The sequence below is a fragment of the Ignavibacteriota bacterium genome, from assembly GCA_013285405.1.
GTDB lineage: Bacteria > Bacteroidota > Ignavibacteria > Ignavibacteriales > Ignavibacteriaceae > IGN2.
In genome coordinates, this window is sequence record CP053446.1 from 1,525,396 (window position 1) to 1,538,987 (window position 13,592).

General features: G+C 34.4%; 13 protein-coding genes. 4 read left to right on the forward strand and 9 right to left on the reverse strand.

The genetic code is table 11. The annotated features are described in order from the left end of the window. Positions 1–12: 12 nt before the first annotated feature. From HND39_06580 to HND39_06590, 3 genes are all read right to left on the reverse strand, one after another. Positions 13–2,031: an AAA family ATPase gene (locus tag HND39_06580; GenBank protein ID QKJ95974.1), complete on the reverse strand. Its 2,019-nt coding sequence runs from the start codon at positions 2,029–2,031 to the stop codon at positions 13–15. A gap of 187 nt (positions 2,032–2,218) precedes the next feature. Beyond that, on the reverse strand, positions 2,219–2,593 hold the full coding sequence (locus HND39_06585) for a nuclear transport factor 2 family protein (GenBank protein QKJ95975.1): 375 nt from the start codon (positions 2,591–2,593) through the stop codon (positions 2,219–2,221). Further along, positions 2,580–2,729 (reverse strand): hypothetical protein, encoded by a 150-nt coding sequence (locus HND39_06590; GenBank protein ID QKJ95976.1) that lies wholly within the window; start codon positions 2,727–2,729, stop codon positions 2,580–2,582. Before HND39_06590 ends, HND39_06585 begins: the two co-directional genes overlap by 14 nt. A 218-nt stretch (positions 2,730–2,947) precedes the next feature. Between HND39_06590 and HND39_06595 the strand changes: the two genes are divergently transcribed. Next, positions 2,948–3,160, forward strand: coding sequence for a type II toxin-antitoxin system HicB family antitoxin (locus HND39_06595; GenBank protein ID QKJ95977.1), 213 nt, complete (start codon positions 2,948–2,950; stop codon positions 3,158–3,160). Between the two features lie 103 nt (positions 3,161–3,263). Continuing rightward, entirely contained in the window at positions 3,264–3,380 is a 117-nt protein-coding gene (locus tag HND39_06600) for a type II toxin-antitoxin system HicA family toxin (GenBank protein ID QKJ95978.1), read from the forward strand. Between the two features lie 220 nt (positions 3,381–3,600). Here HND39_06600 and HND39_06605 read toward each other — a convergent pair whose 3' ends face one another. The 6 genes from HND39_06605 to HND39_06630 all read right to left on the reverse strand — a co-directional run bounded on the left by HND39_06605 (position 3,601) and on the right by HND39_06630 (position 9,936). Next, complete coding sequence (locus tag HND39_06605; GenBank protein QKJ95979.1) at positions 3,601–3,972, reverse strand: type II toxin-antitoxin system VapC family toxin; 372 nt, start codon at positions 3,970–3,972, stop codon at positions 3,601–3,603. Next, positions 3,959–4,168, reverse strand: coding sequence for a hypothetical protein (locus tag HND39_06610; GenBank protein QKJ95980.1), 210 nt, complete (start codon positions 4,166–4,168; stop codon positions 3,959–3,961). Before HND39_06610 ends, HND39_06605 begins: the two co-directional genes overlap by 14 nt. A gap of 330 nt (positions 4,169–4,498) precedes the next feature. Continuing rightward, the gene (locus tag HND39_06615; protein QKJ95981.1) at positions 4,499–5,491 is read right to left on the reverse strand and encodes a cytochrome C; all 993 of its coding nucleotides are present in this window, start codon (positions 5,489–5,491) and stop codon (positions 4,499–4,501) included. A gap of 310 nt (positions 5,492–5,801) precedes the next feature. Next, complete coding sequence (gene clpB / locus HND39_06620) at positions 5,802–8,417, reverse strand: ATP-dependent chaperone ClpB (protein QKJ95982.1); 2,616 nt, start codon at positions 8,415–8,417, stop codon at positions 5,802–5,804. Between the two features lie 21 nt (positions 8,418–8,438). After that, the gene (locus tag HND39_06625) at positions 8,439–9,386 is read right to left on the reverse strand and encodes a J domain-containing protein (GenBank protein ID QKJ95983.1); all 948 of its coding nucleotides are present in this window, start codon (positions 9,384–9,386) and stop codon (positions 8,439–8,441) included. An 85-nt stretch (positions 9,387–9,471) separates the two neighbouring features. Beyond that, entirely contained in the window at positions 9,472–9,936 is a 465-nt protein-coding gene (locus HND39_06630; GenBank protein QKJ95984.1) for an Hsp20/alpha crystallin family protein, read from the reverse strand. A gap of 313 nt (positions 9,937–10,249) precedes the next feature. Here HND39_06630 and mnmE point away from each other — a divergent pair, with 313 nt between their 5' ends. Continuing rightward, positions 10,250–11,611 (forward strand): tRNA uridine-5-carboxymethylaminomethyl(34) synthesis GTPase MnmE, encoded by a 1,362-nt coding sequence (gene mnmE / locus HND39_06635; protein QKJ95985.1) that lies wholly within the window; start codon positions 10,250–10,252, stop codon positions 11,609–11,611. Positions 11,612–11,703: 92 nt separating this feature from the next. Then, positions 11,704–13,587 (forward strand): tRNA uridine-5-carboxymethylaminomethyl(34) synthesis enzyme MnmG, encoded by a 1,884-nt coding sequence (mnmG, locus tag HND39_06640; GenBank protein QKJ95986.1) that lies wholly within the window; start codon positions 11,704–11,706, stop codon positions 13,585–13,587. Positions 13,588–13,592: the final 5 nt, after the last annotated feature.

The window sequence follows — 13,592 nt, forward strand, 5'->3', positions numbered from 1 at the left end:
ACCAAAGGTTTTCTATTTCAAAACTTTATTTATTGTCTGGATTAAATTTTTAAATACATCTTTCTCAGTTTGGGTTAAATCTTTTGCATCGTGATGTCTTGTCCACTTCACATAAGCCTTAGCTAAATTATATTTTGAAAATCCGGTTACCTCAGTACTAAAAATATCTACAATTGGTCTATCAGGCTGAAAATTTGCTGTTGTGGAAGTATCAACACCGTATTCCTCTTTTACTATGGAAATTAATGTCTCTCTCAATAAATCCTCTATCTCTGCTTTTGATGGATTTGAAATGAAATCTTTAGTTCTAAGTATATTTTTATTTCCTAGCGTGTGAACTAAATTTTCCTGTTGAGCAGCTTGGTCACCCGATGCATCAGCATCTAATAGAGCAGCAACCTTTAGATTATGTGCATGTAATATAGTAGCATAATACACAACTTTACCCGCAGAATTAGCAAATACAAGCGCTATGCTTTCATTTAAATTTTCAATATTGCTTGATCGTAATAACTCTGCAGTAGAATCTAAATACCAGTAATCAGTTAAACCTTCCAATACTAGATTTCTTTGCTGTGAGAATAAACTTTGTGCAAGATCATAACCAAGTGCTTCTTGTAATGGGAGTAAACCGGCAGGATCAGTAGAAGAAATTGTAGTGTGTACTTTTGTACCCTCTTTACGACTTTTCAATTCCATAACTCGAACAAGATCCAATTCATCTGGTCCAACTAAAAATGGGGAATGTGTTGTATAAATCGTCTGGTTTTTTTCTGCAAGTTTCGAAATAGTGATTCTAAAATCTCGCTGTTTAAGTCCATGAAGACTTAATCCAGGCTCATCTAAAAGTAGTATAGCATTTTTGTGTTTTCCCATTGCCTCTGTAAAAAATACAACATAAAAGGAAACCAACCATTGAAATCCTTCGGAACGTTGATCTAATTCAATTTCGACACCAAGATCATCTTCTACGACAACTTTCAAATATTGTCCATCTGCTACTATTCTTAGATTATCAGCTTCTTGTCTTTTAGGATTTGGCATCCAAACATTCTTAATTTCTTGTGATAGTTTTACACTTGCTGCGTTTAATTGATAAGTACGCTTGTCTAAGGTATCCTTATATTGTTGAACAGCGCCTGAATTATTTATATCAGGACTTCTTGTGTTACCTATATTTGCTAATTCCCTGGGAGTGAAGCCGAGAAATTTTAGTAAGCATAAGTTGCCATAATCATAATATTGATCATCCATCAAATTATGTTCGGTTCTGTGTGCTAAGTGTTCAAGATGAATAGAAGCTTTGACCTTATAATAATTATTAAAAAGTACAAATACCGGCATTCGTTTTTCCATGATTTTGAGCACGTCATTAAATTTATCATTGAACTCAATTTGTTCAATTAGTTTTGAATATCTCGTTTCTTCCTTAGAGTTACCTTCCTGAATGAGTGCAAAGTTTTTTTCAAGAAAAGTTTTTAATGCAGAAGTTTTATCTGAGGAAAGGAAATGTAAATCATTCCAAGTATTAATAATTGGTTTGAGTTGATTACTTGGGTCATTCGTTGCTTCATTCGGATTTTTAATTTTATTTTGTTCGTCTAAATGTGCTACTAATCGATTTAAATCATTTTTAATATCTTTATACTGAATTTTACGTTGACAATTTTCTAATGCATGGTATCTTTTATTATCAATATTTGTCCAAGTCTTATAAATGCATGCCTTAAATTCATCAGGTAAAAGAGTTCTATCTTCATCTTCCAAAGAAAAATAACCTGTTACAACAGTAATCTCCTTCGGATCAATTTTCTTAGTTGTAATATCATTATATAAGGATCGGGGATAATCTCTTAGTAAATCAAAACCCTGTATTTCTTCCGGCTTATTTAATTGTTGTAATGCTTGAAGGAGAACTGTTTTACCGGATTCATTTGGCCCAACCAAAATAGTTTTTAATTTTTCAATTTCGAACTCACCACTATCTATGATACTACGGTAGTTCTGAACTCTTGCTTTTATTAGTCGCATATATTTACACTATTTTTAATAGAATAATAAAATTGTAGTTAAAATATAACTAAAAATGTTGTTTTGAATCTTGTTTAAGCCCAAAAATTAGTAGCTATGGTATTATGCTTTAATTAATCACAACTTTAGAAGATTGACAAAAACTTCCCCATTCTTCCCAAAGAAAACAATAAAGGAGGTTATACAATTAACTTTCATCTACAAGCGATATAATTAAGTTGTCTTTAAATACATAAGTTGATTTTCCATTCATAATCAAAGTCTCTCTGGCTTTTAATCCAATAGGTAAATCTATAGCCAGTATCCCGCGAAAATTTATTTCAACATTTACCGCATCATTAGATTCTCTGTACGATGTGATCTTCTGTTTTCTTTCACTAAAGATATTAATTGAATTGTTTGCTAATTCACTGAATTTTTCAATGCCGTTTGTATGAGCATTTTCTACACCATTTGAAATGTTCTTAAATTCAATTTCAGGATGAAGATATGCCAGCATACTTTCAACATTAAGTGAATTATATGCTTTAATAAAGTTTTTTACTATTTCAATTTTTTTCATAGCAGTGTATATGAAAAACTTTATTCCCGTTTTCAAATAATTGTTTAACCTCATTCCCGATTTCATCAAGCGATTGAGGAATAAACTTATTTTGTTTTTTAGGTCTGGCGCCGTTCAGTGCAATTTTTATCAGCATATTTTTTTATGATTAATTATTAAGAGTAAACTTCCATATACTTTTTAGAGAAAACAACGAAGAGAAAATATATTTTTTAGCAAGGTTTTGATTTATAAAAACATTTATCTTGCAATTTTAATGTTCTCAAAAGAATCGTATCCAAATTTTGTAGTAAAATTCGTAAAAACTTATATTAAATTTGTTGAAGTTAAGTTTTAATATATAAAGGTATATGAATGGAATACACGGTAATTCTTCATTCAGCAGAAGAAGGTGGTTATTGGGCTGAAGTTCCTGCTTTGGAAGGATGCTACTCACAGGGAGAAACAGTCGAAGAAACTATCGAAAATATAAAAGAAGCAGTAGAAGCCCACATCTCGGCACTCAAGGAAGAGGGTCTGACTCTACCCAAAGATCGAATAACGATTTTAAGTCATGTTGCTGTATAATGAGCAGAGGACTTCATAATATAAAAGGTAAAGATGCAGTAAAAGCTTTTGTAAAATTTGGCGGAGTAGAGAGAAAAGCAAAGGAGATCATATCAATATCAAGATGCCGAATGGAATGATCGTAACTATTCCCGGAAGGAAAGAACTTAAAATCGGTTTAATTAAAAGTGTCATCAAAAAAGCAGGATTAACAGAAGAAGAATTTTTGAATTTGCTTTAAGCAAATAACTCGCCAGAACAGCCTCGAAACTTTTCCATTTACTTTTATAATGCAGTTTTCTACCAAAAATTATTTTCAACATAGTTACTCGTTCGGAGAGAATAATTTACTTCTTCAATCTTCCTCATTCTTCCCAAAGAAAACAACGGTTGGAACAAGAGAACCGAATAAGCTCTCTACTGCGGCTATTGGCACCTATTGTCATTAGAGGATTATCTTTTTAACTTAACTCTGTTGTAACTAAAGTAATTTCTTTGATCTTTTTAAAACTTTTATCAAATGTTAAAATTAATGCATTAAGAAATAATGCGGTTGCACAAATAATAGCATCGGGAAGTTTTATTTTATAATTCTTTCTTAAGTGAATAGTCTCTCTTTTAATTTCCGGATTCAGACCGATGACATCAACAGATTCAAGAAAGTTTTTTATTTTTTCTTCTTCAAACTTACTCAGATTAGGGTATGAAAGCAGTTCTAGTTCAGTTATAAATGAAATGAAAAACTCTCCTTTCGGCAGAGTTGCAGGATCGATTTTGCCGCCTAATAAATACAAGACAGCATTTGTATCCAAAACTATATTAGTTCCACTCACTTCTAATCTTTTTTTGGTATTTCAGTGGATCTGTGCTTAACTTAATTGAACCGACGTACTTTTTGAGTTTTTCTCTGGTTAGCTTTTTAGAAGAGGATTTCTTACCTTTCAATCTCTTTACTAAGAAATCAATGGGTACAATGGCTTTAATTCTCTCTCCTCTAGCATTTACAATGTATTCGATATTTTCAGACATTTGTAATCCTTCTGTTTCATTTCTTTTTAACACCGATTAAAATATAAAAATTAATCCTTAGGATAAAGGGAAAGTGAAAAATCGCTCATATTTCATCTGAATCAATTAAAGCAGTGAAAATCATATTCTTAAAAAACTTTCGAATTCTTTCCAAAGAAAACAACGGGAAGGAATAATTTTTAACCCACGACTTCAGTCGTGGGGAACAAACACAGAAAGAATTCCTGCGGTCTAAAGACTTAATACTTTTATCTTTCAACGAGTTCGGAATGACAATAGCTGGACAGACCTAGAGAGCCGTAACTTTCCAACCTCAAAATATTTTTTTAATTACTCAGGATCCCCTTCCAGAATTCCAGCAGGAGTTTCAGAATGAACGGGCTGCAGCGTATTAAGAAATTTATAAATAGCTTTAAGATCACTTTCGTTCATCTTGCTAAAAGCTTCCCACGGCATCGGAGAACCCTGTATAACTCTTCCTGCTTGTATTCTTCTTATGAAAACATCCTGCGTCCATAAAGCAATTCGTCCTGTTTCTTTATCTGGTGTAAGATTCGGACTAACCATATGTTTGCCGGGAATTATTTTTCCATCTTGATCGAATGCTTCAAATTGCATTTGACCTGCATAATAGGTTCCTGCATAACCACCTGTCATTAAATCTCTTTTGGTATGGCATCCTCTGCAGTTTGCAACACTTTCAGCAAGATAATGTCCATATTCAATTGTTGAATCGGGCTCAGGCGAAGGAGGAACATTTCCATCGCCGCTTGGTTTTATCATTCCAAATGCCTGAACAATTTTTCCTAAAAAGTTCCATTCGTTTTGAGGAACAGATTTGTTCACAGCTGGCTCCGTACGCAGATAAGAAATTATTGCTGTAATATCTTTATCGCTAACATCATAGAAAGGCATAAAGTCAAGTGCTGCATGACCGTTTCTTTTGATTCCATATCTGAATAATCTTGCTAATTCTCTATCACTATAAGATCCAATACCCGTGTTTTTATCAGAAGTTATATTTGGAACATAAATATTTCCAATGGGTAATGCGAAAACGTGTCCTCCACTCAACGGAACAAACTCACCAGCGACAACTTTTTCAAATTCACTTGGTGACACATGACAGTTTACACAATGTGCAGGACCATAGACTAAATATTTTCCACGCGCAATTAATGTTGAGTCCGTGCTCGCAGTAATTTCAGGATAAGGAGCTTCGAAAGTATCCTGTGATCGCAGTAGTGCATAACCAATGAAGACAACAATTACTACTACTATTGTCAGGACAATCCATTTTAAAACTTTGAAGAATTTTTTCATTCTGTAGCCTCCAGGAATAATTTATAGTTGATTTTTTTGATTACCACTCGAAGAAAAATGGCCGGGAACTATTCGGCAGGATTAAAGATATTCGCCTGGTGTAGCGGGTCTTCGTTCAGAGTTAAAGTTTTCTGAATTAACGCATTAAAAAAATAAATAAACTCGAAATGTTTTACAAAAATATTTTAGCTTTAAGAATGATTTAAAATCATAAACAGAAAAATTTTTCTTAAAAGGTTTCAGTAATAATTCACAACTTTACAAAAGAGTTTCTAATAAAAATCCCCTCCGGAGAGGGGACTCTATTGATTTATTTATGAAACTCAAGTTTTCCATCATTGCTATCAGTTACTTTTATAGTATCTCCCTCAACAAAATTTCCAGCCAGCAGTTCCTGTGAGAGTGGATTGATCAGATATTTCTGAATTACTCTTTTCAAAGGACGTGCACCATAAGTTACATCATAACCAAGCTGTGCAAGCCAGTCTTTTGCCTCATCGGAAACAAGAAGAGTAATATCTTTTTCTTTCAACATTTTTTGAACACGAACAAGTTGTATATCAACAATCTTTCTTATCTCAGTTTTTAGTAATGGTTTGAAGAGAACTATTTCATCAATTCTGTTTAAGAATTCTGGTCGGATTGTTTTTCTCAAAAGATCGTGCAATTGCTGTCGTAACTCACCCATTAATTCTTCAACATTATTCTCTTTAAATAATTCCAACTTATCCTGAATGTAATGCGAGCCGATGTTTGACGTCATTATAATTATTGTGTTCTTGAAGTTGACAGTTCGACCTTGATTATCGGTTAATCTTCCGTCATCCAAAACCTGAAGCAGAACATTGAACACATCAGGATGAGCTTTCTCTATTTCATCTAGAAGAATTACTGAGTATGGTCTCCTTCTGACTGCCTCAGTTAATTGTCCTCCTTCTTCATAACCAACATATCCGGGAGGAGCACCAATCAATCTTGAAACAGAAAACTTTTCCATATACTCGCTCATATCAATTCGTATCATTGCGTGTTCATCATCAAATAAAGTTTCTGCAAGTGCTCTTGCAAGTTCAGTCTTTCCAACTCCGGTTGTTCCAAGAAATATAAATGAACCGATTGGCCGGTTAGCATCTTGCAATCCCGAACGAGAACGACGAATAGCATTCGCAACTGCAACTACTGCCTCATCCTGTCCAACAACACGATGATGAAGTTCATCTTCGAGTCGTAATAATTTGCTTCGTTCACTTTCAAGCATTTTGCTTACGGGAATTCCCGTCCACTTGGAAACTATTTCTGCGATATCTTCTGCATCAACTTCTTCCTTCAACATCTTTTTATCTTTTTGTGCATCTGCAAGTTTTTCCGTTTCTTCTTTTAATTGCTTTTCGAGATTTGTGATTTTTCCGTAGCGAATCTCTGCGACTTTCCCAAGATTACCTTCGCGTTCAAATCTTTCGGCTTCAAGTTTCAGGTTTTCAATTTCACTTTTCATTGAACGGATCTTTTGAATTTTTTCTTTCTCAAGATCCCAATGCAATTTTAGTTTTGATCTCTCTTCATTCAGATCACCCAATTCCTGCTGCAGTTCGACCAATCTTTTTGCAGACGCTTCATCTTTTTCTCTCTTCAACGCTTCTTTTTCTATTTCAAGCTGTTTTACTTTTCGTTCCAGAGTGTCGAGTTCTTCCGGCATAGAATCAATTTCAATTCGTAATTTTGATGCAGCTTCATCTATTAAATCGATTGCTTTATCAGGAAGAAATCTATCTGTGATATATCTTTCTGAAAGCTGAGTTGCAGCAATAATGGCTCCATCAGTAATTCGCACTCCGTGATGAACTTCATAACGTTCTTTCAATCCTCTTAAAATAGAAATCGTATCTTCTTCAGATGGTTCATCAACAAGCACCGGTTGGAAACGGCGTTCAAGCGCCGCATCTTTTTCAATATATTTTTTATATTCATTAAGAGTTGTCGCACCAATTGCGTGAAGTTCACCACGAGCAAGTGCAGGTTTCAAAATATTTGCAGCATCCATTGCGCCTTGTGTTGCACCAGCACCAACAAGTGTGTGAAGCTCATCAATGAAAAGAATAATTTCTCCGCTTGCTTCTACAACTTCTTTAATAACAGCTTTCAATCTTTCTTCAAATTGACCACGAAACTGAGTTCCAGCTATCAAAGCCCCCATATCCAATGCAACTATCCTTTTTGTTTTAAGATTTTCAGGAACATCACCGGAAACAATTCTATGTGCAATCCCTTCTGCAATAGCCGTCTTCCCTACTCCCGGTTCTCCAATTAAAACCGGATTATTTTTTGTTCTTCTTGAAAGAACTTGTAAGACTCTTCTGATCTCCTCATCTCTTCCAATAACAGGATCAAGTTTGCCTTGCTTAACAAGATCATTCAAATCTCTTCCATATTTTTCAAGAGATTGATACGTGTCTTCGGGGTTTTGTGATGTAACTCTCTGTGTTCCTCTAACCGATTTGAGAGCAGAAAGAATATCATTGTAATTAATTCCATTATCATGAAGTAATTGTCCTGCTTTTCCTTTATCATTTGAAAGTGCAAGCAGAAGATGCTCGGTCGATACGTATTCATCCTTTAAATTCTTCGCTTCTTCGGATGCTTCATCAAAAAGTTCTGCAAGATTCTGGCTCATCTGCTGATTACCCAAGCTTGTTCCACTTATTTTTGGAAGCAATTCAAGTAGTTGATTTACTTTTATCTTCACTGCATTAAAATTTCCACCAGTCTTTTTAATTATTGATTCAGCAACATTTCCACTTTCCTGCACAATTGCAGCAAGCAAATGTTCGGGTTCAACTATTTGATTAGTATAGTTCTGTGCAATTTCAATTGCAGCTTGAACAATTTCCTGTGCTTTTACAGTTAACCTATTAAAATTAAACGCCATATTTAAATTTCCTTTTTCAAATTATTCATTTCTTAGTTTAGATAATTCATTGAATAATTTTATTTCCTTTGCTGATAAGTTTTTAGGTATTGAAACGTGAACTTGAACGAACAAATCATCTCTTAAGTTACCCCTTCTCAATCCTAAATTTTTTAATCGCAATACTTTTTCAGGATCTGTTCCCGCCGGAATGTTTATACTTATCTTTTTGTCGTCCAATGTTTTAATTTCTTCTTTTCCACCAAGTACTGCTGTATATAAATCGATATCCAGGTTATAGAAAAGCTCACCATCCTTTATTTCATAGAATGGATGTTGAAGGATTTGAACGTTTAAGAAAAGATCGCCTTTTGTTCCACCTTGAACTGAGGATCTTCCCATGCCTTTTAATCTGAGTTTCTGTCCCTCGAATGTTCCTGGATTAATTTTTATTTTTACTTTCTTACCATCGAGATCGAACAGTCTCTCACTTCCATTGAATGCATCTTCGAGAGATATATGAAGATCAGTTTCAATGTCAATGCCTGTTTGCTGATTTTGAAATCCTCGAGAACCAAAACCGGATTTGGTTTGTCTTTCACCTCTTCCAAAGAATGATTCGAAGAAATCAGAAAAACCTCCTCCCATTCCTCCAAACAAATCACCAATATCGCCCGAGAATGCATAAGTGGTTCCACTTCCTCTTCTCGTTCCACCAAACTGTGAGAAGAAATCTTCAAAACCACCAGTGTTGCTTGATTGATATTGATGCCAATTAGCTCCGAGAGCGTCGTACTTTTTTCTTTTTTCAGGATCTCCCAATACTTCATGGGCTTCAGTAATTTCTTTAAACTTTTCTTCTGCAATTTTGTTGTTTGGATTTTTATCAGGATGATATTTTACGGCAAGCTTTCTAAAAGCTTTACTTATCTCTTCTTTTGTTGCCGTCTTTTCAACGCCAAGTATTTTATAATAATCTTTAAATTCCATTTAGACAAAAAAAATTAAAAGTTTGCTGAAAAAATAAAAAGGGTGATGGCAAATCACCCTTTCTGTTAGCATACGTAATCAACCTCTAGTTTACCTTTATCTCAATCTCTTTTGGTTTTAATTCATCTGCTTTTGGAATCGTGATTGTTAACTGACCATCCTTGAACTCAGCTTTGATCTTATCTTCTTTTATTTCTGTTGGAAGATTGAAAGATCTGAAATACTTACCGTATGTTCTCTCTACACGATGACATTTGGTGTCTTTTGATTCTTGTTCCTGGACTCTCTCCCCGCTAATGCTTAGTTGACCATCAGTATAAGAAATCTTAACATCATCTTTCTTCATACCCGGAAGATCTGCTTTGATCATATATTTATCTTTGTCTTCAAAGATATCGGTTAAAGGCATCCAAACAGCATTTTCATAACCATTGTCAAATTCTTCTTTTGTTGGGAGACCAAATCGATCTCCAAAAGTTCTGAGCATCCTGTTGAACTCTCTTTCAACATTCAAGAGGTCACGAACTGGATTAAATCTTATAATAGCCATTTTATATCTCCTTTAGTTATTTGTGAATCGAGTTTAATTGGTTTTATACCCAGGGTTATTAAACAAGCACTATGCCGAACAAAAAAGTTTCCATAACTCATTGTAATATAAAGATATAGAGGAAATATACTTCATATAAAATGATTAAAACTTTATGTCATATGATATGGCTAATAGTTGGAAAAATGTGTCAAATAGAAAAAACAATGTGACAATTTTTCAGAGATCAATACTTTCTATTTACCTAAGAGACAGAAATTGTTAATTTTAATAATAATAACTATGTTTGCGACCGCTTTAGTTTAATCAGAAAATGAAATTTGAAATTAGTGAAGATACAATAATAGCGCTTGCAACACCTCCAGGAATAGGTGCTATTTCGATTATTAGAATTAGTGGTCCAGAGTCTATTTCAGCTATCGACAAGATCTTTTCTGGAAAAATGAAAATCAACGACGCCAAATCTCATACAATTCATTATGGAAAAATTATCTATAATAATGAAATTCTTGATGATGTTTTGGTATCAGTGTTTAGAGCGCCAAATACTTATACAGCAGAAGATTGTATTGAGATTAGTACGCACGGAAGCCCGCTAATTACGCAAAGAATAATTTCTTTGATAATTGACAACACAAGAGTTCGCCCCGCCGAACCAGGTGAGTTTACAAAAAGAGCCTTTCTTAATAATCGAATTGATCTTACCCAAGCCGAAGCAGTTGCAGATTTAATAAATTCTAGAACGGCTGTTTCTCTAAGAGGTGCTAGAAACCAGATGAACGGCTTATTGTTTTCCAAAATACGATCTTTAAGGCAGCAATTAGTTGATATATCTTCAATAATTGAACTTGAATTGGATTTTTCTGAGGAGGATATAGTCCTCTTTCAAAAAAGTGAAATGATCGGCCGAATTAAGGATATTTTAAGTGAAATCGATGTTTTATTGAACTCTTACTCGTTTGGTAAAGTTATTCGAGATGGAATACATGTGGCAATTGTAGGGGCACCCAATGTTGGAAAATCATCATTACTAAATTATTTATTAAAAGAGTCAAGGGCCATCGTGAGTGATACACCGGGAACCACTCGAGATACAATTTCGGAAATGATTTCGATTGATGGTTTCTTATTTAGATTACATGATACGGCAGGAATAAGGTTTTCAGTAGATGAAATTGAGAATGAAGGAATTGAGAGAGCACGACAAGTAATTAAAAATGCAGATATTATTTTCCTAATTGGTGATGTGATAGTTGGATTTTCAGAATTTCTTGAAGAGGAACTCCATACCTTGAATTCCACAGTAAGAGTATTAAAGATTCTTAATAAAATTGATTTAGGAGTTAATAGTAATTATTCCGAAAATTTTCGAATATCTGCTAAAACAGGTTTTGGAATTAATAATCTTCTAGCAGGATTGAAGGAAGTTGCATTGCACGGTGGAACATATACTGAGAAAGATATAATTATTTCCAATATTAGACATTTTGATTGTTTGATGAAAGTCAAGACATGTCTAATAAAGGCTTTAAACACTATTTCTGAGAATTATAGTGGCGAATTTCTGGCAAGTGATTTAAGAGCTGCAGAAATATCCTTTTCAGAAATAATCGGAGAGATAACACCTGAAGATATATTAAATAATATTTTTTCAAAATTCTGTATTGGAAAGTGATTGTTTCACGTGAAATTTGATGGACGTAGATGCAAATGTTTTGTAATAATAAAGATGAGTTTCACGTGAAAGTATTTATAGAACAATAAATTATGAATATAGACTCATTTGATGTGATAGTTATCGGAGGTGGCCATGCTGGTATTGAAGCGGCATCAACTGCTTCGCGCATGGGATGTAGCGTTGCACTACTAACGATGGATAAAAATTCACTTGGACGGATGTCTTGTAATCCAGCGATTGGAGGGACAGCCAAAGGACATCTGGTCAGAGAAATAGACGCCTTAGGCGGTGTGATGGGAAGAATAGCTGATGAAACAGGCATCCAGTTCAGAATATTGAATAAATCAAAAGGACCAGCCGTATGGTCTCCCAGATGTCAATCGGATCGTATTCTATATAGTAAAGTAGCTACAGAACTTATTTCTTCAATGACTACAATTTCAATATTGGAAGATTCAGTAACAGCGATAGTTATTGAAGATAATATTGTTGAAGGAATAGTGACGAGTAAGGGGAACATAATCTCGGCTAAGTCGGTAATTCTAGCAGCGGGTACGTTTATGAATGCAATTATGCATACTGGGCTTGACTCTACGATGGGTGGAAGATATGGTGAAAAGCAATCGATAGGTATTACTCAACAATTAGTTGAACTTGGTTTTTTCTCCGGGAGATTAAAAACAGGCACGCCTCCAAGACTGAGTAAAAATAGTATAAACTTTAATATACTGGAAGAGCAGTTTGGAGATAAGAATCCCCAGCCATTTTCACATTTTACGAAGTTGGAAAAATTTCCTGTGTTACCACAAATAAGTTGTAATATCACTTACACAGACTTGGAAGTTCATAGAATTCTTGAGAGAGGATTCGATAGGTCACCAATGTTTACAGGAAAGATAAATGGTATTGGGGCAAGATATTGTCCATCAATTGAAGATAAAATAGTTCGATTCTCTGATAAAGAGAAGCATCAGCTTTTTCTCGAACCAGAAGGTCTTGATACTAATCTAATTTACGTAAATGGATTCTCAACTTCACTTCCCGCCGAAATACAATTAGAAGCTCTACATAAGATTAGAGGACTCGAAGAAGTTGAAATGATTCGACCAGGATACGCTGTTGAATATGATTTCTTTCCTCCTCATCAAATTGATTCAACTCTCGAAACAAAATTGGTAAAAGGTCTTTACTTTGCTGGTCAGGTCAATGGGACATCTGGATATGAGGAAGCCGCTGCCCAAGGACTAATAGCTGGAATTAATGCTGCCCTGAAAATCCAAGGAAGAAAAGAATTTGTTCTTAAAAGAAGTGAAGCATATATCGGAGTTCTCATAGATGATCTTGTTACAAAATCAACTGATGAGCCTTACAGAATGTTCACATCAAGGGCAGAGCACCGATTGATTTTAAGACAGGATAATGCAGATAGAAGATTAATTAAATATGGAGAAGAACTCGGTTTGGTGAGCAGTGATGAGGCTGAGAAAGTTTATGACCGCGAGAAAAGAATATTTGCAGGAATAGCAGCTTGCAAAATTTTAAAACTGAATGCATTCAAAGCAAATAAATTTTTAGAAGAAAAAAGTTCTTCGCTAATCGATTCTACTGAGACAATTGCGAATTTATGTAGAAGACCTGAACTTTCTTTATCAGAATTGTTAACTTTAGATGGATTACAAGATTATAAAGAGATTCGGCCATTGCTAATGGATGAGGTAGTTCTACAGCAGGTTGAAATTGATTTAAAGTACGAGGGTTACCTGAAACGTCAGGAAGAAATGATTGCAAAGTTGGAAAAGTATGAAGACCAATTGATTCCTTTAACATTAAACTATTATGATATAAAAGCACTTTCAACTGAGAGTAAAGAAAAGCTTCAAAAGTTTAAACCTAGATCCATTGGACAGGCGTCCCGTTTAGCTGGGGTTACGGCTTCAGATATATCTGTTTTATTGATATATTTAAAGCGATAATTTTT

Excerpts from the sequence above, each read along its gene's own strand:
- HND39_06615 (QKJ95981.1), bottom strand. The coding sequence starts at position 5,491 with ATGAAAAAATTCTTCAAAGTTTTAAAATGGATTGTCCTGACAATAGTA.
- clpB (QKJ95982.1), bottom strand. The coding sequence starts at position 8,417 with ATGGCGTTTAATTTTAATAGGTTAACTGTAAAAGCACAGGAAATTGTT.
- HND39_06600 (QKJ95978.1), top strand. The coding sequence starts at position 3,264 with ATGCCGAATGGAATGATCGTAACTATTCCCGGAAGGAAAGAACTTAAA.
- HND39_06630 (QKJ95984.1), bottom strand. The coding sequence starts at position 9,936 with ATGGCTATTATAAGATTTAATCCAGTTCGTGACCTCTTGAATGTTGAA.
- HND39_06590 (QKJ95976.1), bottom strand. The coding sequence starts at position 2,729 with ATGCTGATAAAAATTGCACTGAACGGCGCCAGACCTAAAAAACAAAAT.
- HND39_06580 (QKJ95974.1), bottom strand. The coding sequence starts at position 2,031 with ATGCGACTAATAAAAGCAAGAGTTCAGAACTACCGTAGTATCATAGAT.
- HND39_06610 (QKJ95980.1), bottom strand. The coding sequence starts at position 4,168 with ATGTCTGAAAATATCGAATACATTGTAAATGCTAGAGGAGAGAGAATT.
- mnmG (QKJ95986.1), top strand. The coding sequence starts at position 11,704 with ATGAATATAGACTCATTTGATGTGATAGTTATCGGAGGTGGCCATGCT.
- mnmE (QKJ95985.1), top strand. The coding sequence starts at position 10,250 with ATGAAATTTGAAATTAGTGAAGATACAATAATAGCGCTTGCAACACCT.
- HND39_06625 (QKJ95983.1), bottom strand. The coding sequence starts at position 9,386 with ATGGAATTTAAAGATTATTATAAAATACTTGGCGTTGAAAAGACGGCA.
- HND39_06595 (QKJ95977.1), top strand. The coding sequence starts at position 2,948 with ATGGAATACACGGTAATTCTTCATTCAGCAGAAGAAGGTGGTTATTGG.
- HND39_06585 (QKJ95975.1), bottom strand. The coding sequence starts at position 2,593 with ATGAAAAAAATTGAAATAGTAAAAAACTTTATTAAAGCATATAATTCA.